Below are 22,844 nucleotides of genomic sequence, written 5' to 3'. Positions count from 1 at the left end.
CATGCATCCCAACGAGAACCATGCCGTTCAGTTCGCGGCGGAAGCGGATCTCGACGAAATCCTGACCAGTCCAAGCTTCCAACGCATGCGCGTTCTCTCATTGCCGGAACGGCGAAAGCTGGAGGCAGCGACGGCTACGTTGGCGTCGCACTGGGATCGGGAGCGTGAGACAGACGGTCCCCTAAGGCCGGAAGACGCTGCGCTCTGCGGCAACGTCGTGGTGGGCCTGGCGGCGCTCGACGAGTTCGCCAGAGCTGTCGAGGTCGCGCGGCAAGGCCTCGCTCTTGCTCCGGACGATCATGATATTCTGGTTAGAGCGGCCATGGTCGGGGTCGAGGCCGGCGACGATACATTTGCAGGCGAGCTTCTTCCGAAGCTTCCGGCGACTGCCGACAGCCTCGTGCTCAAATTCCGCTATCATGCGTCGCGGGCCGACTGGCCGAAAGTCGTTGCGCTGCTCGAGAACAACGCGGCGTTGATCCCCTCGACCGAGGAACCGATCATCTCGACCACCGCGAGGCTGGCGGCGATCAAGATCGGCGTCGAGGATCGAGAAGAACGCCGTCGACAGATCGTGATCGTTGCCGCGGACGCCGCCCGCGATCCCCGCGCCGGTATCGTCGTCGCCGACTTCGCCCGACGAGAAGACCTGGAAGACATCGCGGACGCAGCATTTGAGGCCGCCCTGAAGCAGATCGACGACAATAGCCATGCGGCCGACCGGTTGATGGTCGCCCATCACGCCAATCGTCGCGGCGACGCCGGGATCGTCGTCGATCTGCTGGATGGCAGGATCGCCGAAGACCACGACAGCAGTGAACTGCGGATGCTCGCCCGCGCCTTCGTCAACGACAGCCCGATCCGCCAGCGTGCGCTTTCCTTCTTCGCCCGACTGCCCGCGACAATGCGGGAGCTTCCCTACTACCTGCAAGCGGAAGGTTTGCTGCACTTCAATCGCGGAGCATTGAACGAAGCTGAAGCCGCCCTGCGAAAGGCGACGGAAGCCAAGCCCGATCTCGAAAACTACATCACCTTGTTTTCGGTCCTGCACCGCCTTGATCGCGGCGACGAGGTGAAGGCGCTCGTCGATGGGATCGATCTGGCGACGGCGAAGGGATCGCCGGCCCAGAAGATGTTCTTGGCCCAAGTGATGCGCAAGATCGCTCAGGGGCCGAAGGCGCTCCAATACGCCTATGAGGTCCTGCAATCGGCTCGCAACGATCAGAAGGCCGTCCTGCGCTATTTCGGGCTGATCGTGATGGATCCCGACGTTGATCTGATCCCGCCAACGGCGGTCGTTGCCGCCGATACCTGGGTGCGACTCGAGGGTGACCGGCATGAACGTCACGCCTTCCTTATTGAGGAAGGTGCGGATCGCCCGGCAGATGACGTTGTCAGCCCGACCCATCCGATTGCGGCGGCAGCGCTCGGGCTTCGGGTAGGCGATGAATTCGAGTTGCCTGTAGCGTTCGGCGGGACGCGGCGGTGGCGTGTCGCCGAGATCAAGCACAAATATCTCCATGCCCTCCACGATGTCATGGAGAACTTCGAGAACCGGTTTCCTGACGCGAAGGGCTTCTACACCATCACCATGCAGGATGGTGATATCCAGCCGGCGCTGGAGCAGGTTCGTCGCGTTGCCGAAAGCAATCGCAATCGCGCCGATCTCTATCTGAAGCACAATTGCCCGATCAGCTTCGTCACGTCCAAGGGCGAGCGCGATTCAATCCGCTTTGTCGAATACATCCGTTTTCTTGACTTCGACATTCGGACCTGTCTCGGCACGGAACCCGAACGCTTGGCCGCCCGTGGTTTGATCGAGGCTCACCGGAAGGCGGGCCTCGTGCTCGACGCCTACGCGGCCTGGACAGTATCCACCATGGACGCTTTCGACGTGCTTGAAGCGGTCTTCGGTAGGCCGATCGTGCCCCAGACTGTGATCGATGAGATCAAGACGCTTCGGGAGGAGCAGGAAGCCACCGCGCCGCGCTCGATGACGATGACCTGGCACGATGGCCAGTACATCAGGCAGGAGCATACGGCAGAGGAGATTGCCACGCGGCGCGACTACATCGTCGAGCAACTCACGCGGATCGAGGCTGCCTGCGAGGTTCGCCCTGTCGTCGCCCCGGACAATCCGACCGACATTGCCGTCTTGATGACCCAATCATTCGGCAGCCATGTTCTGGATGCCGCAAATCTGGCGGGCGCGGAACATCTGCTCCTCTCCGAGGACATGTACTATCGCCAGTTCGCCGAAGCCGCCTGCGCTGCGAAGGGCATATGGCTGCAGGCGGTTTTCTCGTTCGCGCTTGAGACTGCGGCGATCGACCATCGTCGTTATGTCGATCTCGTAATCAAACTCGCTTGGCGCCGCCACGGGCATCTGGCTCTCACTGCCGAGACCATGCTCGCGGTTGTCCGTGAGGACGCGGAACACTGGTCGGACAACTTCAAGGCCGTTGCGGCCTTCATCGGGACGCAGAACGCCGATCTTCGATCGCATATCGAGGTATCGAACGAGTTTCTCAACCGCCTTTGGCACGAGCTTGGGCAGTTCGATCTAGGTTGCATGCAGGCGGCGGGCGCGATCCTAGATCGGCTTGTTCGCTTCAGGTCGGCACAGTGGGCAATTGTTCTTGCGTTCCTAAGACGTGGTTCTTCGCCGGCCGTTCGGCGCTACATCGATGGATGGGTCAGGGGTCATTTCCTTCCTGCTGGGGAATTTTCGGCCGCCATTGGCGAGATTGAAGCTGCCGCGAACCGATTGCGAGCGGGACGAGAGGGGCGTCCGAAGGTCAAGTCTATTCCGCCGCCGAAGAAAAAACGTGCTCGGCACAAAAGCCGTCGGAGATGAGTTGGGACGTCTCCCTTCGGGCCGGGCTGTCGGCAGAGTTGAAGCTCTGAAAGGTCTTCACCCATCAGGCTTCTCTGCGCGGCCGTCCTAGAAAAGGCCGGGTTCGCGGTCGACCTGAAGGAGAGCACCCGCAAGGCGGTGAAGTACCGCCGCGGGGATGGCGAGATCGTGATCGTTATCCACGCCGGCCGCGGCTGGTTCGATCCCCTCTCGCGGGCCAAAGGCGATGTGTTCACGCTCGCCGAGCACCTCGGCGCCGAGGGGTTCGCCGACGCCTTGCACATTGGCGTGACGGGACTACCCACTCTCGAATGGGGCTCTCCTTTGGTCCGGGCTCGGGCCTTCCACGATCAACCCGCACGGGGTCCGCTAGCAAGCTGCGGCCGCTTGGGCTGTGCCCTGCGCGGTGATCGCGGCCTATCCCAGACACATCGGTCGCCTGTCGAGCGGGACGGTCCCGCTCCCGAAGACAGGAGCCGCAGATGTCGCACAATCTCGATCTCGCACAGAACCATGCCTGGAACCTCGCGCGCACTCTGATGGTGCCGGTCACGCTCTTCCGGGCGAGCGGCGAGTATGGCGTCCTGCCGACGGCGGACATCGACGATGCCGACGACCTCGAAGTCATCCACGAGTTCGATCCCTGGAGCCCGGCTCGTTGAGCCGGGTGGATAGCGCCTGCCGCTTGCGCCCAGCCGGGCGCAAGGGAGGCTTCGCCGCGCTCGTGACCCCCCAAATCCTACGGCTTGCGGGCGCGCCCTTGCGCCCGGCAGGCTTCGCGGCCGGTGGGACCCGTCCCCGGATTGCGGGGAAAAGCGAAGCCAACCCAAGAAAGGGCTGGACAACGCCAGGATGGCAGGTTCGGCGTAGGGCGTCATGGAGAAAAAGGATACTGAGGAGCTGCGGGGGAGGGTTCTCTGCGCGGCCGTCCTGGAAAAGGCCGGGTTCGCGGTCGACCTGAAGGAGAGCACCCGCAAGGCGGTGAAGCACCGCCGCGGCGATGGCGAGATCGTCATCGTCATCCATGACGGGCGCGGCTGGTTCGACCCGATGTCGGAGGCGAAGGGCGACGTGTTCACCCTCGCCGAGCATCTCGGCGCGGACGGTTTCGCCGATGCCTTGCAGCAGGTTGCCGATCTTGTCGGCTTCACACCGGCGCAGCCGGCATGAAAACGCCCGGCACGCGACAAGCCGGCCGTCTCGCTCACCCGCCGCTGGAACGGGCGGCTGAGACTGCGGCCCCGCTCGCCGACTTGGCGCTATCTCGCCGAGACGCGCGCCCTGCCCGACCACATCATCCAGGAGGCGGTCGACGAGGACCTGCTGCGCGAGGGTCCCTATGGCAGCATGTGGGCGGCGCATACCGACGCGGCCGGCGCCGTCGTTGGCTAGGAAGAGCGCGGACCGGAATGGCGCGGCTTCTCGACCGGCGGGGCGAAGGTCCTGTTTCGTCTCGGCGGGGCCCGGCCCGGCCGCCTGTGCGTCACCGAGGCCGCGATCGACGCGATGAGCCTAGCTGCGATCGAGGGCCTGCGCCATGGCTCAGCCTATGTTAGCACAGGCGGAGGCTGGTCGCCGGCGACCGAAGCCGCGATCCGCGCCATCGCGGCCAAGGCTGGCACGCGCCTCGTCGCGGCGACCGACAGCAACCTGCAAGGCGACGTCTTCGGCGACCGTATCCGCGCGATCGCGATGGAAGCGGGCGCGGAGTACGACCGCCTGCGCGCCCCGCATGACGATTGGAACGACGAGCTGAAGGCCGCCCTGCAGCGCACGCGCTGACGACCCGGCCGAGCGGCAAGAGAGGAGAAGGGCGAACACGGGAGGAGGGAATCCCGGCTGCCGCATGCCCGCCGGCCGCGTCAAGGGAGGCTTCGCCCGCGTGCCGCGGCCCTTGACCCGGACGGACGGAGAGGCGGCTGCGGAGGAGGGGTCAGAAGGGCTGAAGGTGATGGCAACCGCCGAGAGGTGAGCCGCGCTCCAGCCCGACGAGGCTGAAGGAGCCCGCCATGATTCCCGTCTCTCCGATCCGTAAGGTCTATCAGGGTGTCGCCGATCGCAGGACCATGTTCCGCATGTTCGACCGGCATGCCCAGCGCCCGAACCCCTGGCAGGCAGACGACAGCGCCCTGTTCAGGGGCGAGTGGTTCGAGATCGGCCATGTCGAGCACGACTATATGGTCGACGTCCTGCCGCCGCTGTGGATGCGTCCCGGCATGTTCGCGATGCGCGAGTTCCTCACCGACAACATCACGAGCGTCTTCTTCTCGTTAAAGATCGACGATCATCTGCGGTGCTTCCACGGCTATTGTGACCTGGCCGTGCGAGGCGAGCCAGAGCGGCTGCGCGACGCGATCATTGAGCGCGAATCCCGGCCGGTCCGGGCCATGACCCGCGAGGAGCGGCTCGAGCACATCTGGTCGAGCACCCACGACGACTATCGCGGCTATGCGGATTGGCGTTTCCCGCTGGTACAGCGCGGCCAGCGGATCGTCATGATGTGCGCGGCATGGCAGGCCCGCGACTTCAAGCTGCTCGGCCAGCTCACCGAGGAGGAGGTCTCGGTGAAGCTGCCGGTCCATCTGCGCTACCTGCCCGATACCATTGCGGCTTGAGGGGAGGGCGCCATGGCGGACTATCATTCCCCGACCGTCGTCACGCCGTTCATACCCACCGGCGCGATGACGCCGCTGGAGCGGCTTATTCTCGGCCTCTGCTTCGACGAAGAGACCGACGCCACCGGGCTGGTCTATTTCCATTCGTGGTGCGGGCCGAGCCAGATCGTCACCCTGCCGGTCGACGAATTGCGGGCGGCATCCGAGGCGTCGGTCGCGGTCGGCGACAGCACGATCGGCGCGCAGGCCAGAACTTTGCTGGCGCGCCACGATGCAGGGTCTGACGGCGGCGATCCGCCGGATGAGATCGACATCGATCTCACCGAGGCCGACGGCGGCTGGGAACGAATTCTCCAGGACATCGTGCGCCGCTCGCCGACGCTCGAGGAGATCGTCGCCACCTCGGCCTGGACCTGCTCGCGAATGAGGCCTGATGGCTGGGGCGGCGCGATCATGCGGATCACCACGGATGCGATCCAATATCGATCGACCAGCGACATGCTCGAGGATATGCGCGAGCAACCCCATCCGCCGGACACCGAGGATGACGACGGTCTTGAGACCCGCCGCCACCTCGAGGCGACGGCCGCCGCCGCCGGCTGGGATAGTTTCACGCTGCTCCTGCTGATCGCGCGCTGGCTGAGCGAGCATCAGCACGCCGGGGCGCTGATCGAGCACCTCGACCGACTGGTCGGAGCCGACGGCGGCTGATCGGCCACCCGAACCTTTCCCACCATCGCGATCATCGAACCCGTCGAGCTGGCTCGATGGGCGATGTCGTGTCAATCGGCGTCCAAAGTTGACCCCTTTTCGGCGTCCAAAGTTGACCCCCCCCGCAGTCCGGTAGCGGACGCCCCGACGCAGCTGGTCGGGATTGCGCAGTCGGGGCGACCGCGGGTCGATAGGGCAATAGTCGCGGTGGACTGATCAGGCGCGGCTTTTGAAGCGCCAGCTCTCATTTCCGGTTTCGATGATCTCGCAGTGATGCGTGAGGCGATCGAGCAGCGCGGTCGTCATTTTGGCATCACCAAAGACGGAGGGCCATTCGCCGAAGGCGAGGTTTGTGGTCACGGTCACCGAGGTTCGCTCATAGAGCCGGCTGATGAGGTGGAAGAGCAATTGGCCTCCAGCCTGCGCAAACGGCAGGTAGGCGAGTTCGTCGAGGACGACGAGGTCCATTCGGGTCAGGAGGTCTGCGGTCCGGCTTTGCCGGCCGTTGCGGGCTTCGCTCTCGAGCCGGTTCACCAGATCGACCGTGTTGAAGAAGCGGCCCCGGGCGCCGGCACGGATGCACGACCTGGCGATGGCAATCGCAAGATGGGTCTTGCCGGTCCCGGTTCCGCCGATCAGGACCGCATTGCGCTGGGCGTCGAGGAACGCCCCGGTCGCAAGGTCCCGCACCAGCGTCTCATTGACCGGTGAACCGTCAAAGACGAAGTCGCCGAGGTCCTTGGCAAGGGGGAGTTTGGCGATCGTCATCTGGTATTTGATCGATCGAGGCGTCTTCTCGTTGATCTCGGCGGTCAGAAGGTCACCGACGATCCGGGGTGGCTCGTGTTGGCGCTTGATGCCAGCGGCCATCACCTCATCGTAGGCGCCCCTCATGCCGTAGAGCTTCAACTCCCCCATCAGGTCGAACAGTTCGTGGCGCGCCATTGGCGACGCGCTGCTTCTACGCGGGTCGGCGTCCTTCGGCACGCTTGAGGAGTATCGCCGCTTCGTCGAGGAGATCGTAGGCCGTCGCAATGCCCGCAATCGGGCGCGCATTGATGGTGAGCGGCCTCACCTGCAGCCGCTGCCACCGCGTCGCTCCTGCGACCACGAGATGGTGAGCGGGCGCGTCACGTCGGCCGGCGGCTTCAGATTGCGCAAGGTGTTCTACACCGTGCCTTCGCGCCTGATCGGCCATCGGCTGAGGGTTCGGCTCTTTGACGATCGCCTCGAGGTCTTCCTCGGAGCCTCGCCGCTGATGACATTGCCGCGCGGCCGACCCTCGGCAGAGGGTCGCCACGATCAGGTCGTCAGCTACCACCATGTGATCCACGCGCTGCGCCGTAAGCCGATGGCGCTCATCAACCTCGTCTACCGTGACCGCCTCTTCCCGCGTGAAGCGTATAGGCGCACTTACGAGCAACTGATGGAGGCTTTGCCGGAACGTCAGGCGGCGCGGCTGATGGTCGACCTTCTGGCTCTTGCCCATGACCGGGCATGCGAGGCCGAGCTTGCCCTTTGCCTCGACGAAGCCCGAGAAGCCAGATGCCTGCCTGACCTTGCGGCGCTTCGGGCCAGGTTCGGTCCCGATCCCGGCAGCATCCCTCTGGTCGAGGTCAAGCTGGGATCGCTCGATTGCTACGAAATGCTCATTAGCGCCGACGTCGTGGGAGAAGCCGCATGACCGCCCATAACGACGTCCGCGATCTGCCGGCATCGGCGCCCATCGATGCTGCCCGCCTCAGTGTGATGCTGAATGAGTTGCGCCTGCCCACGATCAAAACTGTATGGACCAGCTTCGCGGAAAGAGCCGACAGGGAGGGCTGGCCTGCCGCCCGCTTCCTCGCGGCAATCGCGGAGCAAGAAATTGCCGAGCGTGATCGTCGCCGCATGGAGCGACACCTACCTTGGTGAAGCCAGGCTACCGCCCGGCAAGACGCTTGACGGCTTCGACTTCGAGGCCGCACCGGTCATCTCCAAAGCGCAGGTCATGGCGCTTGCCGCAGGCGATGCGTGGCTAGCCCAGGGCGCCAACCTCTTGCTCTTTGGTCCGCCCGGCGGCGGCAAAAGCCATCTCGCTGCCGGCATCGGCCTTGCGCTCGTCGAGAATGGCTGGCGCGTGCTCTTCACCCGGACCACCGACCTCGTCCAGCGCCTGCAGCTGGCACGCCGCGAACTGGGACTTGAAGCCGCGATCCGCAAGCTGGACCGCTTCGACCTGCTGATCCTCGACGACCTTGCCTACGTCACCAAGGATCAGGCCGATACATCCGTGCTCTTCGAACTGATCAGTGCGCGATACGAGCGCAGATCCATGCTGATCACCGCAAACCAGCCCTTTGGCGAATGGAACAAGATCTTCCCCGATCCTGCCATGACCCTCGCCGCCGTCGATCGCCTCGTTCACCACGCCACCATCATCGAAATGAACGTGGAGAGCTACAGACGGCGCGTCGCAATGGAACGCAAACGTGGCCCAGGACGACCGCCGATCCGCGCGACAATCAAGACCGCAGCAGAGTGACGCCGCGCGTCAATCAGCGGATCGAAAGGCCCTTGCCCGCGTCAATCGACGCGGGCATCCTCCAACTGTCCGCGACACAGGCTTCTCATCCTGATCGTCGCGCGCTTCCCATCCAGATCGTCGCGGTACATCCAACCCACGCGCCTCACGGCGCCAGTTGAACAGCTGTGCCTTCGACAGGCCGTGACGCGCAGACGCCTCGCCGACGCTCGTCTCATAGCTCTCGGCAACGATCGCGGCCTTCTGCTCGTCACTCCATCGGCGACGGCGGTGGCTCCCCGTGAACACCTCAACACGGGGCGACCCAGGCATCATCAGCACATCATGTCCAGACATCATCAGGTCCCTTAACCGCCCTCGAGGCCAAAAGATCGTTGATGGGCGTCATCCCAGGAAGGTGGGGGAAAAGCTCCGCTTACTGCTCTCCAGCACGATCCGACGCTTCTCCTCATCCGTCCAACGACGGCGACGCCCGGTCTCGACGATCTCAAGTCGCCCGAAGGCACTGTGCGTATGGCTGTCCATACCGACAGTGCTCAACGATTTGCCTCAGATCCCGCAAGGCGGCCTTCGCCGGATGCGTACGGAGCGAATTCGCAGCAGCAGAACATTTGTGGGTCAGTCTGCGCGCTTCGAGTGAAGCGTCAGAAAATATCCAATAAGATCAATAATATAATGGAATATTTGGCGGAGGGGACGGGGCTGGGATCCAACCTTCTCTGGACGACCTGTCTTCTGACGGGTCGCCCTTCTCCTGGGTGATCCAGCTCCCAGCAAGCCTACCAGTAGAGCCCAAGGCGATGGAACCGAGGCGGTGTGCCTCCCAGCGGTATCCTTGCGGTCGGGTAGCCGACAAGGGCGGGGATCGGGGTCGTGCTACCCGTGATCAGGTCCCGGAGGCGGCGGATTCGGCTTTCGGTCGGGGGATGGGTCCTGAGCAACGAAGGCTCCGGAATGCGTCGGCCGGGAAGAAAAATTTCTTCCCAGAACCTTCCGACACGGCGTTCGAGTTTGCTCAGCGCTCTCATGAGACCCTCCGGGTCGCCGGTCAGCTCCGCCGCCGCGCGATCTGCGTCATACTCGCGGGTGCGCGACAGGCCGAGCTGCACGAGCGCCATCAAGGTGGGCGCGAAGATGAGAAGCGCCACGATATGCCACGGAACATAGACCGCGCCCGCGAAAATAAGAGGTAGGTTGAGGAGCAGCAGGAATTGTCCAAGCCAACTCGCGATGGAAACCAACCGTGACATCATATCTGCCAATCCCATGATCCACAGGTCGCGGTTCGCGATGTGGCCAACTTCGTGAGCCAGGACGCCGACGAGTTCGCGACCGTCGAGGAGTTGAAGCAGTCCATCGGTGACGCAGATTGTACTGTCTTCCGGACTGCCCATCGCGAAGGCGTTCGGCAACGGGCTCGATACGCGATAGAGCTTCGGCGCGCGCGGCAAATCGGCACGTCGCGCAAGTTCCGCTATTCCTGCGACAAGGCCGGGCGCATCACGTCCCGTTATGCGCTCCGCCTGATATGCGGACAGCAAGAAGTCTTGCGGCAGATTGGGGACAAATATCAGACCCGCAACCATTCCGAAGGCAAGCAGCAGCCCGACCTCCGCGCCGACGACCGCTGTCATGGACACCCAGGCGATCATCGCCATAAGGCCAAGCAAGAGCGCGGATTGGACGAGATTGATAAATCGATGCCTCGTCGAGACAGCGGGCATTTCCGGCTCCTATCGCGCTCCTATCGCGGTTCGCCGAGTGTGATCTTGAGGCTCTTGCGCTGATCGCCGCGCCGGATGTGCAATTCAACCTGATCCCCGGGGCGATGCGCTTCGAGCGCTGTGATCAGGTCAGCCGCTTCATCAACTCTAGTCGCTCCAAGGCCGATTATCCGGTCGCCGACTACAATGAGCCCATCGCCGCTAATGCGGGCGGGCACCAGTCCCGCACGGGCAGCGGGGCCGTCAGGATCGACTCCGAGGACCGGGACGCCGGAGGAGCCATCCTGCGCGAGCATCGCGTCGACCCTGGGATCGAATAAGATGCCGAGTCGTGGTGGTGCATAGCTGCCGCGAGCGATGAGCTGTGGCACCACCCGGTTGACCGTATCGACGGGAACCGCAAAGCCGATTCCCGCACTGCCGCCGGATGGACTGAAAATGGCCGTATTGACGCCGATCAGACGCCCCGCGCTGTCGATCAGAGGGCCACCGGAGTTTCCGGGGTTGATTGCCGCGTCCGTCTGGATCAGGCCCCGTATCGGGAGACCGTTTTCGCCCGGCAATTCGCGGCCAAGGGCCGAGACAATTCCGGTCGTCATCGTCCAGTCGAGGCCGAACGGATTGCCGATGGCGAACACGCTTTGACCGACACGTAGATCGTTGCTGGCTCCGATGGGTATCGGCGGTGGTCGACCCGCACCAACACCGATGTGCAGGACTGCCAGGTCGTGCTCGGGTGCGCGCCCCACCAGACGCGCGGCGAAGGCACGGCCATCAGCCAACCTGACGACTGCCCGGCTTGCACCAGCGATAACATGGTTGTTCGTTACCACATGACCGAGTTGGTCCCAGACGAATCCTGAACCGTTCCCGCGCGGAACGTCATAGGCGTTCCGGGTCCAGGGATCCACTACACGCTCGGCCGTCGTGATGAAGACGACACTGTCTCGAGCGGCATTGAAAACCGTGATGGTGCTTTGTTCGAACGCCGCCAAGTCGCCGCGCGGAGCGACGGCGCGCGGTTCGGCAAACCGACCCAGCACAACGCTCTGAATGATAGGAAAGCTCTGCCACACAATTATGATAAGGAGTGCGGCAGAGGTTGCCGAAATAAGTCGAATGAAAAAGGTTCGGTTCATTGACCGCCATCCGCATTTTCAGTAGGGAGCTGTTCGCGCCGGTCCTGATCGCGCACCAGCCAGTGGACAGCGCCCAGTGCAAGAGCCGCGCCCGCGAGTGCGGCAATCTTTGCCGGCTCCGTCTCGCCGAGGTCCAGGATGATGAATTTGCGCGCGATGGCGAGAAGCGCGATCAGCACGATCGTGCGGACTTGGAGGATCCCGAAGCTGCGTTCGGTCGCAACAAGAAGGGAGCGCTTGAACTCGAGCGCGATCACCACGGTGAAGATCATGCCGAACACCACCTGGAAGGTGGCGTAATCGAGCGTGTCGAATGCCCCCAGAACCAGGCGGTTCACGACTTCGCGCATCAGCGCCCAGACCGACGCCACGACGATCGCCGCAATGATGACGCTGAGGACGAAGATGACACCTTGCTCGAACTTCTCGTAGAGCGTCATCGCCGACCATTGTTCACGGGTCAGCCCGGATCGTTGCAAGTCTTTCATGATTGCCTCTCGAAGGCCGCCCCGGAGAGACAAGCTCCCCAGGGCTTCTCCAGACGGTGCGATATCGCAAGGAGCGGAGGGGACGCCGTAAACCAGCGACACCCAATGTGGCAAATCAGCCGTTCTTGACCTCGATGCGCTTGACCTTCGCCTGCGCCTCGGGAGTCTGGGGCAGCTTGATCGTCAGAACCCCGTTCTTGAAGGATGCCTGCGCCTTTTCGCCATCCACACCGGGAGGGAGCGGAATTGTCCGGTAGATCGCGCCGTAGCTGCGCTCGGACAGGTAATACCCCTTCTTCTCCACCTGGCGCTCGATCTTCTTCTCCCCCTTCACAATCAACATGTCATCGTTGACCGTCACCTCGATGTCCTTCATCTCCATGCCCGGCAGCTCGATCGATACTTCGATCGCCTTGTCGGTCTCGACCACGTCGGATTTCGCTTCGCCGCTGCCAAAGGGCCATTCGAAATGACCGACACGGTTCCAGAAGTTCTCGAACACATGGTTCATTTCGCGCTGGAGCGTCGCGATCGGGTTGTCTTGGCTGCTCTTGGCATCTGGCGCGCCGTCCTTGCGCGCCCAGGGGATGAGGTCTTTGATCTGCATGATATGGTCTCCTTCGGTTTTCAGGCGCCCTTGACGGCGATCTTTTTCGGCTGCGCTTCAGGGGCTCGGGGGAGCGTCAGGGTGAGGACACCTCCACGCATCTCGGCTTCGATCCTGTTGGGGTCGAAGTCCTCGGAAAGCGTGAAGGCACGCTCGAAATCGCCCTCGCCATATTCGGCATAGGCAAGTTCGAGGTTTTCCGGCCGCACCGGGTCAATCTTGCCGCGGATCGTCAACACACGATTTTCGAGCGTGATCTCGACCGCATCGGCGGCGACCCCAGGCATTTCAAGCATCATGGAGACACCCTGATCGGTCTCGACGATATCGGTCAACGGGCGGTAGATGCGTCCGCCGCCGGTGGTCTCGGGCGAGTCGGTCGGTGTCTTTTCGGTGGCCTGCGTGATGTCGGTGCTCATCGTTCCAGCTCCTCTCAGGCTGCCTTGATCTCGATTTTCTTCGGCTTTTCTTCCTCGGGCCGGGAGATGACGATCCGCAATACGCCGTTCGTCATCCTCGCCTCGACCTTGTCATCCGAGGCCGCGAACGGCAGGCGGATAGTGCGGGAAAACCTGCCGTAAACGCGTTCGTTGCGGTGCCAGCGCGCACCGTCGGGAACCTCGGGCGCCTTGCGTTCGCCCGAAAGCGTCAGGACGTTGTCCTTGACCGAAATTTCAATGTCGCCCGGTTCGATGCCGGGAAGTTCAGCGGTGACTGCAACGGCCTCAGGGACTTGCCAGACATTCCCCGCCGGGAACGCCGCGCGGGCCGGCGGCCAGAAACCGCGGTCGGGATCGCGCATCATGGAGCGCATCAGCGCAAAGGGATCGCTGCGGCGCAGACATGTCGGGTAGAGCATTGCTGGCCTCCTGTTGCTGATCGATGCCCCCGAACCGACGGCATGGAGGGACCGGGCAACGGTGCCGGCCGGATGTGGGTTCGGAGGCCGCCCATCAAGATAGGTGGTTCTATTTATTATGCAAGCATATATGATGCATGCATTGCACTTTGGATGGAGTGCGGTCTATTCTGTGTCTCATGCAACCGGAGGAAGGATATCCATGATCTCTTCGGACATAGCGCTGATCGGGACGACGATCCACCGGGTCGCGCACCTCATCCAGCAGCGGATCGACAAAGACATCCGCGACAGCGGCCTGACCCGCCTGTCGTGGATAGCGGCGGCGCATCTCGAGGATGCGCCCGGGCTGACCATCGGCGATCTGGCCGACCGGCTTGAGGTCGGCCCGGCGACTGCGGGCCAGCTCGTCGATCGCATGGTCCGGGGCGGCTGGGTCGAGCGGTCGCCCTCGCCCGACGACAGGCGGTCGCAGACCGTCACCGCAACGTCGAAGGCCGGGGCAATGCTGGAGGAACTCGCGCCGCGGCAATTGGCGCTCGAACATGAAATCCTGCAGGATCTGTCGGCAGACGAAAGGCGCATCCTGCTGGCGCTGCTCGAGCGGATCAGGGCGCGGCTCGGGCGCCAGTGAAAGGGACGCGCGGCATGGAAAAGAAGACCGAATACAACATCTGGTACTGGGTGGTGGCTTTCGTAGCCGTGCTTTTCATCCAGAACCTGATCGCCGGCTGGCAATCCGTCGCTCCAATCAGCTACAGTCAGTTCGAGAAGTATCTCGAAGATAGAAAAATCTCTTCTGTCGCGGTCGGGTCAGACACTATCACAGGCACTTTCGTCGAACCGGTCGACGGCAAGAAGCGGTTCGTGACGACCGTCGTGAATCCCGCAATTCTAGAGCGGATAGACCGGTCAGGTGTCGAGATTGCTGGGGTTCCGCAAAACACGCTGCTCGGCACTCTAATTTCCTGGGTGGCGCCAGCGCTCGTCTTCTTCGGAATCTGGATGCTGCTGTTCCGCAAGTTCGCCGAGAGGCAGGGCTTCGGAGGTTTCATGCAGGTCGGCCGCAGCAAGGCCAAGGTCTACATGGAAAAGGAAACCGGCGTCAGTTTCGCTGACGTGGCCGGCGTGGACGAGGCCAAGGCCGAGTTGGAGGAGGTCGTGGAGTTCCTCAGGAACCCGGCCGAATACGGAAAGCTGGGCGCACATATCCCCAAAGGTATATTGCTCGTCGGGCCCCCGGGCACCGGCAAGACGCTTCTCGCGCGCGCGGTGGCGGGTGAGGCGGGCGTGACCTTCTTTTCGATCTCGGGATCGGAGTTCGTCGAGATGTTCGTGGGCGTCGGTGCCGCACGGGTGCGCGACCTGTTCGAGCAGGCCCGGAAATCCGCGCCGGCGATCATCTTCATCGACGAACTCGACGCTCTCGGGCGGGCGCGCTCCTCCGGCCAGATCGCTGGCGGCCACGATGAGCGTGAGCAGACGCTGAACCAGCTTCTGACCGAGCTCGACGGCTTCGACCCTTCGGTGGGCATCGTGCTCCTGGCCGCCACCAACCGACCAGAGATCCTCGACCCCGCGCTGCTGCGTGCGGGACGCTTCGACCGGCAGGTGCTGGTGGATCGGCCGGATAAGAAGGGACGTGTGCAGATTCTCGGCGTTCACATGAAAAAGGTGAAGCTCGCCCCGGACGTCGATGCCGAGAAGGTCGCAGCGCTTACTCCCGGCTTTTCCGGGGCGGACCTCGCCAATCTCGTCAACGAGGCAGCATTGCTCGCCACGCGCCGCAAGGCGGATGCGGTGACGATGGACGACTTCAACAATGCCGTCGAGCGCATCATCGCAGGGTTGGAAAAGAAGAACCGCGTGCTCAATCCGCGCGAACGCGAGATCGTGGCGCATCACGAGATGGGGCACGCGCTGGTGGCGATGGCTCTGCCGGGGGTGGACCCGGTGCACAAGGTCTCGATCATCCCGCGCGGAATTGGCGCGCTCGGCTACACTATCCAGCGCCCGACCGAGGACCGCTTTCTGATGACGCGGGAGGAACTCGAGAACAAGATCGCCGTGCTGCTCGGCGGGCGCGCGGCCGAGAAGATCATCTACGATCACCTCTCGACGGGGGCGGCCGACGATCTGGTCAAGGCCACCGATATCGCCCGCGCAATGGTCGCTCGGTACGGGATGGACGAAGACCTCGGGCATGTCAGCTACGATACCGATCGACCCGGTTTTCTCGGCACCGGCGACCCGTCGTCGTGGCTGAACCGCCGCTTCAGCGACGCCACGGCCGAGCGGATGGACGCGAAGGTGCGCGACATCGTGGATGGCGTGTTCAAGCGCACCCTCGCCCTTCTCGAAACCAATCGGGATCTTCTTGAGCAATCGGCGCAGGATCTCCTGCAACGGGAGACCCTGGACGAGCCCGATCTGGTGGCAATTGGGTCCAAGGTGAAAAGAACGGAAGCCGTCGCTGCGTGACACTGTCACTGGCGCAGATGATCGGCGGACAACCCTGACTGGATAAAGAAACGGAGAGGGAAAATGGCAAACGGAGCTTGCGATATTTGCGGTCGCCCGGCGACGGCGCGCGTGCGCGCCTCGGTGAACGGCAGGATTCAGAACATGGAGCTTTGCGACCAGCATTACCGCGAGATGGTGCGCCGGTCGGGCCGCAGCGCCTCGCCGCTGGAGTCCCTGTTCGGGCGGCATTCCCTTTTTGACGAGTTCTTCGGCGACAGCGGATTCGGCAGCCTCTTTGGTGACAGCCCGCTGCGGGGCGGCACGCTCGGCTCCATGGGTGACGGCGATGACGATGTCGTCGAGGCCACTTTCGGTGAGGGTGCGCCGCGGCGTGGATCGCGGCGCGGCGGCGGACGCACCATCGCTGACCGGCTGAGCGAACAGGGCAACAAGCTGTTGCAGGATGCCGCACAGAAGGCCGGAGAGTTCGGGCGCAGCGAGGTCGATACCGAACATCTGCTTCTGGCACTGACCTCGTCCGACGTCGTCAAAACGATCCTGGAACAGTTCAAGGTCGATGTGGACGATCTGCGGCGCCAGGTTGAGAAGGAAGCGAAGCGTGGAGAGGCCAGGACGGAGGGCGAAATCGGCGTCAGTCCTCGCCTGAAGGACGCGCTGAACCGGGCCTTCATCGCCTCGAACGAACTCGGCCATTCCTATGTCGGTCCCGAGCACCTGCTGATCGGCCTTGCCGAGGAAGGTGAAGGCCTGGCCGCGTCGATCCTGCGCAAATACGGATTGACGCCGCAGGCGCTGCGCCAGCAGGTGACCAAGGTCGTGGGCAAGGGTGCCGAGGAGGGCCGCGTGGAGGCGCCTTCCAGCACGCCCGATCTGGACCAGTTCAGCCGTGACCTGACGAAGCTCGCCCGCGAGGGCAAGCTCGACCCCGTCATCGGCCGCGCCCGCGAGATCGAGACGACGATCGAAGTGCTCGCCCGCCGGAAAAAGAACAATCCGGTGCTGATCGGCGAGCCCGGCGTGGGCAAGACCGCCATCGTCGAGGGGCTCGCACAACGGATCGTCGCGGGCGAGGTGCCCGAGGCCCTGCGCGACAAGCGGCTCGTGGAGCTCAACATCAACTCAATGGTGGCCGGGTCGAAGTATCGGGGCGAGTTCGAGGAGCGGGTGCAGAAGATCCTCAAGGAGATCACCGAGGAGAAGGACAGTCTGATCCTGTTCATCGACGAGATCCATACCATCGTCGGCGCCGGCCAGGGCGGCGGCGAAGGCGGTCTCGACATCGCCAACACCTTCAAGCCGGCGCTGGCGCGGGGCGAGCTGAACCTGATCGGTGCAACGACGCTCAACGAGTACCAGAAATATATCGAGAAGGACGCAGCACTCGAACGCCGCTTCCAGCCGGTCTATGTCGAGGAACCCACGGTCGCTCAGGTCATCATGATCCTGCGGGGTCTGCGCGACACGCTGGAGGCGCACCACAAGGTGACGATCACCGACGAGGCCATCGTCGCGGCGGCCGAGCTTTCGGACCGCTACATCACTGGCCGCTTCATGCCTGACAAAGCGATTGACCTGATCGATCAGGCCGCCGCACGTGTGAAGATCAGCGCCACAGCGCGCCCCGTGGACGTCCAGGAGCTAGAGGCCGAGGTCGCGCAGATCAAGCGCGAGCAGGACTATGCCGCAGCCCGCAAGCAATTCGACCGGGCAGCGGAATTGAAGAAGGAACTCGAACAGAAGCAGAAGGAACTGGACGAGCTTCTGGAGATTTGGAAGCGCGACCAGGCCTCCGCCACCGCCGAGGTGCGCGCCGATCATGTCGCGCAGATCGTCTCCAAGATCACCGGTGTTCCGGTCACGGAGCTGACCGCCGAGGAGAAGGACAAGCTCCTGAAGCTCGAGGAGAAGCTGCACGAGCGCGTCATCGGCCAGGAAGAGGCCATCCGCGCCGTGGCGGATGCGGTGCGCCTGGCGCGCGCAGGACTGCGCGAGGGACGCGGCCCGACCGCGACATTCCTCTTCCTCGGGCCGACCGGGGTTGGCAAGACGGAACTGGCCAAGACGCTCGCCGAAGTAATCTTTGGCGATCAGGACGCAATCATCCGCATCGACATGTCCGAGTATGGCGAGCGCCACTCGGTCGCCCGGCTGGTGGGCGCGCCTCCCGGCTACGTCGGATACGACGAAGGCGGGCAACTGACCGAGAAGGTGCGCCGTCGGCCCTACTCGGTCGTGCTGCTCGACGAGATCGAGAAGGCGCACCCGGATGTCTACAACATTCTGTTGCAGGTGTTCGACGACGGTCGGCTGACCGACGGCAAGGGGCGCGTGGTGGACTTCACCAACACCATCATCATCGCCACGTCGAACCTCGGTTCGGACATCATCCAGCGCAACCTCAAGAAGCGCGGCACCAAGGAGTTCGACGAGGCCAAGCAGAAATCCGAACTGATGGAGGTGTTGCGCGGTCATTTCCGGCCAGAGTTCATCAACCGGATAGACGAGATCATCGTCTTTCATTCGCTGAATCAGTCGGAGATCCGCCAGATCGTCGAGTTGCAGCTCAACCGGGTGAAGCGGACCGCCCTTACCCAGGGCGTCGAACTCGAACTCGATGTGAGCGTCGTGGATCACTTTGGCGCGGTCGGCTTCCGTCCCGAATTCGGTGCCCGCGAGCTACGCCGGCTGATCCGGTCGGAGCTGGAGACCGAGTTGGCTCGCGAACTGCTCTCGGGGCGGATCGAGGATGGCGACAAGGTCCGCGTCGCCTGGTCAGCGGACGAACAGAAGGTCGTGTTCGAAAAGATCGCAAGGGACACCGGTGACGACAGCCCGGACGATCCGGCCCAAGCCGGGATCGGCGAGTCCAGCGCAGTTGCCGAAAACAAGGCGGGCGCTCCGACGCCCAGCGGTGGGGATGAGGTGCAGTCCAAGGACGACAAGTCCGCCGAGTGACAGCGCAAAAGACTGGCCCGGCGGGATATCGGTCGCGCCGGACCATCTCTTCGGAGAGTTATAGGAAGGTCCAAGGCATGAATGTCATTAGATCATTCCGCAATCTCGACCGGCACGGCCAACAGCGCGCGCCTGAGGTCATCGAGGAAGAGGTGCGGCAACTTGAACCGCACCTTGCGCGCTTTCGCGAGGATCTGGTCCGGCTCGAAGTCGTTGCCTCGCAGACGAGGGGCAAGAAGCGCATCAAAGTCAGCCTGCGCCTGCAACTGCCGTCGGGCGTGATCGTGGCGCGGGAAGAGGGATTCGAGATCGAGCCTGTCCTGCGCAAGGCCTTTGCCGACCTGCGCCACCAGGTCGATCGGCATGTGGGGCGCCTCAAGCACGAGCCTGAATACAAGCGTCCCGCCCGCCGGCGCCGGATCGGCGCCCCGCTGCCGCCCGCGCGGGATGCGGCGGAAGCGGACCGGCGCCAGCTCTTCTTTGACCTGATCGAGGATCATCTCGATACGGTCTACGATACCGTCAGGCGCGAGTTGAACTATCTCGAGTGTAGCGGGTCTGTGCCGGCTGGCTACCTGAGCGTTCGCGATATCGTCGATGCGACGATCCTCAAGGGGCTGGCCCGCTTCGAGGATCGGCCTTCGGAGTTTTCCGTCGGCGACTGGCTGAAACGGCTGGCTTTTGAGACCATCGAGGAAGAATCCCGCGCCGCCCGCCGCGCCGTGCCTGAGGATGCCGCCTCCATCGAGGCGGAACCCGAGGCCCCGGCGGAGGATCCGACCGAGGCGGATCAGGCGATGCTCGAGTTCTACCAGCCCGACGAAGTGCTGATGCTGGAGGACCTCATCGCCGACGACGGCGGCACAGACCCCGAGACCGAAGTGGATCGTCATAAGATCGCCATGGCACTGCACCGGGCTATCGCAGATCTTGCTCCGGTCGAGCGCCGCGTCCTGTATCGGATGTACCTGGAAGACGCCACGATCGCGGAGACGGCAGACCTTTTCGGCCTGACCGAGACAGAGGTCGCCGAGATCGCAGAAAATGCGGGCGCGACACTACGCGCGAGGTTTGCCGAAGCCGGGTTGGTCAGAGATCCATCAGGCCGCGCGCCCATCCAACGGGAAATCGCTCACACGCAGCGTTTGCCTCAGCCGATCGAGGATCGCCGCCGCTTGGCCGCCGCCCTAACCGGCGAGGAGGCCGGCTCCGACACCTGACATGAAACTGAATAGGAGATCGACCAATGACCACAGCCTCTGAAAACCCGACCGACAAGATGCAGGACATGCTGTGCAGCCTGTCCCGGAATTGGTGGGCATTCGTGTTACGCGGCGTGCTCGCATTGATCATCGCAGTGCTAGCCTTCGTCATGCCTGCGCAATCGCTTCTGGCGCTCACGCTGGTCTTCGGCGCGTTCGCCTTTGCCGACGGCGTGTTCGGCCTCGTCGCCGCGATACATAACATCCGCAAGGGCGAACGCTGGGGCTGGCTGATGTTCAGCGGCATTCTGGGCATCGCCACGGGCGTCGTCGTGGTTGTCTCGCCTTTTGTCGCGACGCTTGTGCTTGCGACATTCCTTTGGGCCAGTATTGCCTTCTGGTCCGTGTTCTCGGGTGCCCTCGAGATCGCGGCAGCGATCCGCCTGCGAAAGGAAATCAACGGCGAAATCTGGCTGATCCTAAGCGGCCTTCTCTCGGTCGTTCTCGGTGTCGTCGTGACCTGGATGCTGCTGACGCGCCCGGTCGAAAGCTTCCTCGCGCTCGGCTGGCTGATCGGCTTCTACGCCGCGGTCTTCGGGGTGATGATGATCCTCTTCGGGCTACGGCTTCGCAAGGCGGATCGTTCGGACGGTGCGGCCTTCGATAACGCTCCCCCAACGGCAAAGGCGTGAGGTGCCCTGTGGTGGATGACTGGCGACTTGCCGGCGAGGAGCACGATTTAACCCGATGGGACGAAACGATCTTCGACCGTTGCCTGAGCACCGGCTTCAATCCGTTCGGCAGCGGTCCGACGCCAATCTTCCCGCGGCACCGGGACGCAGAGGCGCCGGACGCCGATGCAAAGCCGTGCATGCCACCTGACACCGAATATGCGAGGTGCTGATGTCAACCGCCTACCTAACTTGGCATTTGCTGCTGCGGCCGCTGCCTTGGGCATCGGCATCGTTTTCGTTTTTCGTTCGATGTATCTTGCCGAAGACATACTGCCTTTCGCGCAGGAGATGACGCTCATCTTCCTCGGCGCTGTCGTGACGATCATTCTGACCGCGGCGCTTCTCAATCGCCAGACCGATCTCGAGCTTCGCAAGGAAGGAAGGGTCATCATCCTCCAGCAGCAATGCGACATTTACATGGCCTGCATCGAGAAGGTCGCAGAGATCGTGGAAACCGCAAGGCACGATGCGAAGCTGATCGATGAACTGCGTGTTCTCAGCCACAAGCTGGCTGTGGTCGCGAGTGCAGGGGTCGTGTCCAGCTTCGAGCAGGTACTGGAGAGCTTGCAGTCCGGTTTTACTAACGGCACGCTCTCGGACGGGGACGGAGAGGGCGTGATGAATGCCGTCGCCGATCTCACGATAGCGATGCGGTCGGACGTCCTGCACGCTGCTGCCTTTCCTTCGCAGAACACCGAACGCGCCGTTCGCCTGAATTCGAGGCGAATGGAAAAACTCGACGATCTCGAACGTCACCTTCTCGTATCCACCGGCACCCGGGAGAACTGATATGCGCGGCCATAATCGCCCACCATTCCCGCCGAAAATTCCCGGAACCGATCTGCCATCCTGGGACGTGCCGACGGCAATCATCTACCGTCCTGCCCGTTCCGCGATGACATCGGCGCCTCGGCCCAACTACTGGGTCCTCGAGTTCGAGCCGTCCCGGCCGCCGCAGATCGAGCCGCTGATGGGATACACGTCCAGCGGCGATCCCTATCGTCCGATCCGGCTGAAGTTTCCGGATCGCGACAGCGCCGTGGACTTCGCAGAGCGGCAGGACTGGCATTATGTCGTGCGCGAGGACGCTGGGGGAGCCCGGATGGCGAACCCTTGGGCGGGTGAGACGCGCCACCGGTTGCACAGGGGCGTCGATGCCCCGGGAGCCTTCCGGGTCCCGTTCCGCCCCGATCGCCGCCTCTCAAGAGGCGTCCAGCATGAGAGCACGGCCGACCCGTCTACCAGCGACAGGGAGAGTTTCGATCCGGTCCTCGAAGCCTCGCTCGAATCCTTCCCCGCCTCTGATCCTCCGGCGTGGACGGGTGTGACAATTGCAAGAAAGACGACGTGATGACGGCCAGCTGCATGCGCTCGGGGAAATGAGATGTTTCCATGGGCCGATACCGTTGCTCGCAGATGCCCCCGTGGCCGTCTGGTCAGTCGTCGGGATCAGCCTTCTCGCTTTCCTCTACCAGAGCGGCCTGCCGCCGCGTGCGTTCAACCGGTTCCTGTTCGACTTCGCGCTGGTGCCGTCGCGCGTCTTCGGTCAGCTCCGCCTCGTCGCCCCGTCCGACTGGACCCCGTTCCTGACCAACATCTTCCTGCACGGGGGCTGCCTGCATCTCATCTTGAACATGTGGACGCTCTGGTCTTCGGCCCCGCCGTCGAAGATCGGCTAGGGCCGGTGCGGTTCGCACCGTTATATCTGTTCTGCGGCCTGGCCGCTGGGCTGGCGCATGCCCTCGCCAACCCCGACTCGGTCGTGCCTGCCCTCGGAGCATCAGGCGCGATCGCGGGAGTGATCGGGTGCTATGCGCGGATGTTTCCGGCGGCGCGGCTGGTCGTGATCGTGCCGATCCTGGTCATCCCGTTGTTCTTTGAGATCAGCGCGCTGGTGTTCGCGATGATCTGGTTCGTCATGCAGCTCATCCCCGGTCTGATGTCG

19 protein-coding genes and 5 pseudogenes are annotated in these 22,844 nt (G+C 63.4%); 16 read left to right on the top strand and 8 right to left on the bottom strand.

Features of this window, described 5'->3' with window-relative positions; all coding sequences use genetic code 11:
• The 6 genes and pseudogenes from OZ671_RS29850 to OZ671_RS29825 form a co-directional block, all read left to right on the top strand.
• The coding region (locus tag OZ671_RS29850) for a PIN domain-containing protein (protein ID WP_268864085.1) at window positions 1–2,857 on the top strand (2,857 nt) is incomplete at its 5' end.
• A gap of 63 nt (window positions 2,858–2,920) precedes the next feature.
• Window positions 2,921–3,134 (top strand): annotated as a pseudogene (locus OZ671_RS29845) (hypothetical protein); the annotation flags it as partial.
• A 205-nt stretch (window positions 3,135–3,339) separates the two neighbouring features.
• Window positions 3,340–3,519, top strand: coding sequence for a hypothetical protein (locus tag OZ671_RS29840; protein WP_268864084.1), 180 nt, complete (start codon window positions 3,340–3,342; stop codon window positions 3,517–3,519).
• Window positions 3,520–3,733: 214 nt separating this feature from the next.
• Window positions 3,734–4,855 (top strand): annotated as a pseudogene (locus OZ671_RS29835) (DUF3991 domain-containing protein).
• A 14-nt stretch (window positions 4,856–4,869) separates the two neighbouring features.
• Window positions 4,870–5,472 carry a DUF1419 domain-containing protein gene (locus OZ671_RS29830; RefSeq protein ID WP_268864086.1) on the top strand — a complete coding sequence of 201 codons (603 nt, stop codon included), beginning with the start codon at window positions 4,870–4,872 and terminating at the stop codon, window positions 5,470–5,472.
• A gap of 66 nt (window positions 5,473–5,538) precedes the next feature.
• Complete coding sequence (locus OZ671_RS29825) at window positions 5,539–6,183, top strand: hypothetical protein (protein WP_268864083.1); 645 nt, start codon at window positions 5,539–5,541, stop codon at window positions 6,181–6,183.
• 216 nt (window positions 6,184–6,399) lie between these two features.
• Here OZ671_RS29825 and istB (OZ671_RS29820) read toward each other — a convergent pair whose 3' ends face one another.
• Entirely contained in the window at window positions 6,400–7,128 is a 729-nt protein-coding gene (gene istB, locus OZ671_RS29820) for an IS21-like element helper ATPase IstB (protein WP_268864082.1), read from the bottom strand.
• Between istB (OZ671_RS29820) and OZ671_RS29815 the strand changes: the two are divergent.
• Both OZ671_RS29815 and istB (OZ671_RS29810) read left to right on the top strand, forming a co-directional pair.
• Window positions 7,121–7,867, top strand: a pseudogene (locus tag OZ671_RS29815) (IS21 family transposase); the annotation flags it as partial. The gene istB (OZ671_RS29820) and the pseudogene OZ671_RS29815 overlap by 8 nt on opposite strands.
• Window positions 7,864–8,707: pseudogene (istB, locus tag OZ671_RS29810) on the top strand (IS21-like element helper ATPase IstB). The pseudogenes OZ671_RS29815 and istB (OZ671_RS29810), both read left to right, overlap by 4 nt.
• Before the next feature lie 9 nt (window positions 8,708–8,716).
• Here istB (OZ671_RS29810) and OZ671_RS32120 read toward each other — a convergent pair.
• From OZ671_RS32120 to OZ671_RS29775, 7 genes are all read right to left on the bottom strand, one after another.
• Window positions 8,717–9,019, bottom strand: coding sequence for a transposase (locus tag OZ671_RS32120; protein ID WP_442957145.1), 303 nt, complete (start codon window positions 9,017–9,019; stop codon window positions 8,717–8,719).
• A gap of 467 nt (window positions 9,020–9,486) precedes the next feature.
• Window positions 9,487–10,431 (bottom strand): zinc metalloprotease HtpX, encoded by a 945-nt coding sequence (locus OZ671_RS29800; protein WP_268864081.1) that lies wholly within the window; start codon window positions 10,429–10,431, stop codon window positions 9,487–9,489.
• Window positions 10,432–10,451: 20 nt separating this feature from the next.
• Window positions 10,452–11,570, bottom strand: coding sequence for a S1C family serine protease (locus tag OZ671_RS29795; RefSeq protein WP_166954428.1), 1,119 nt, complete (start codon window positions 11,568–11,570; stop codon window positions 10,452–10,454).
• On the bottom strand, window positions 11,567–12,010 hold the full coding sequence (locus tag OZ671_RS29790) for a phosphate-starvation-inducible PsiE family protein (protein ID WP_442957144.1): 444 nt from the start codon (window positions 12,008–12,010) through the stop codon (window positions 11,567–11,569). Before OZ671_RS29790 ends, OZ671_RS29795 begins: the two co-directional genes overlap by 4 nt.
• A gap of 163 nt (window positions 12,011–12,173) precedes the next feature.
• A complete protein-coding gene (locus OZ671_RS29785) occupies window positions 12,174–12,665 on the bottom strand; it encodes an Hsp20/alpha crystallin family protein (RefSeq protein WP_268864079.1) in 492 nt (163 codons plus the stop codon).
• Between the two features lie 20 nt (window positions 12,666–12,685).
• Window positions 12,686–13,084 (bottom strand): Hsp20/alpha crystallin family protein, encoded by a 399-nt coding sequence (locus OZ671_RS29780; RefSeq protein ID WP_268864078.1) that lies wholly within the window; start codon window positions 13,082–13,084, stop codon window positions 12,686–12,688.
• 14 nt (window positions 13,085–13,098) lie between these two features.
• Window positions 13,099–13,524, bottom strand: a complete 426-nt coding sequence (locus OZ671_RS29775; protein WP_268864077.1) for an Hsp20/alpha crystallin family protein — start codon at window positions 13,522–13,524, stop codon at window positions 13,099–13,101.
• A 202-nt stretch (window positions 13,525–13,726) separates the two neighbouring features.
• Here OZ671_RS29775 and OZ671_RS29770 point away from each other — a divergent pair, with 202 nt between their 5' ends.
• From OZ671_RS29770 to OZ671_RS32115, 8 genes and pseudogenes are all read left to right on the top strand, one after another.
• Window positions 13,727–14,158, top strand: coding sequence for a MarR family winged helix-turn-helix transcriptional regulator (locus OZ671_RS29770; RefSeq protein WP_268864076.1), 432 nt, complete (start codon window positions 13,727–13,729; stop codon window positions 14,156–14,158).
• Window positions 14,159–14,172: 14 nt separating this feature from the next.
• A complete protein-coding gene (gene ftsH / locus OZ671_RS29765) occupies window positions 14,173–16,005 on the top strand; it encodes an ATP-dependent zinc metalloprotease FtsH (protein ID WP_268864075.1) in 1,833 nt (610 codons plus the stop codon).
• A gap of 63 nt (window positions 16,006–16,068) precedes the next feature.
• Window positions 16,069–18,963, top strand: coding sequence for an ATP-dependent Clp protease ATP-binding subunit (locus tag OZ671_RS29760; protein WP_268864074.1), 2,895 nt, complete (start codon window positions 16,069–16,071; stop codon window positions 18,961–18,963).
• Window positions 18,964–19,040: 77 nt separating this feature from the next.
• Window positions 19,041–20,183: a sigma-70 family RNA polymerase sigma factor gene (locus OZ671_RS29755; RefSeq protein ID WP_268864073.1), complete on the top strand. Its 1,143-nt coding sequence runs from the start codon at window positions 19,041–19,043 to the stop codon at window positions 20,181–20,183.
• A gap of 26 nt (window positions 20,184–20,209) precedes the next feature.
• The gene (locus OZ671_RS29750; RefSeq protein ID WP_268864072.1) at window positions 20,210–20,857 is read left to right on the top strand and encodes an HdeD family acid-resistance protein; all 648 of its coding nucleotides are present in this window, start codon (window positions 20,210–20,212) and stop codon (window positions 20,855–20,857) included.
• A 198-nt stretch (window positions 20,858–21,055) separates the two neighbouring features.
• On the top strand, window positions 21,056–21,688 hold the full coding sequence (locus tag OZ671_RS29745) for a hypothetical protein (RefSeq protein WP_268864071.1): 633 nt from the start codon (window positions 21,056–21,058) through the stop codon (window positions 21,686–21,688).
• Window position 21,689: 1 nt separating this feature from the next.
• Window positions 21,690–22,250, top strand: coding sequence for an NADH dehydrogenase ubiquinone Fe-S protein 4 (locus tag OZ671_RS29740; protein WP_037094077.1), 561 nt, complete (start codon window positions 21,690–21,692; stop codon window positions 22,248–22,250).
• Window positions 22,251–22,278: 28 nt separating this feature from the next.
• A pseudogene (locus OZ671_RS32115) lies at window positions 22,279–22,844 on the top strand (rhomboid family intramembrane serine protease); the annotation flags it as partial.

The sequence above is a fragment of the Phreatobacter sp. AB_2022a genome (assembly GCF_026847585.1).
In the GTDB taxonomy this organism is placed as follows: Bacteria; Pseudomonadota; Alphaproteobacteria; order Rhizobiales; family Phreatobacteraceae; genus Phreatobacter.
The sequence above is the reverse complement of the archived record's forward strand: the minus strand, read 5'-3'. Positions and strand labels throughout refer to the sequence as shown.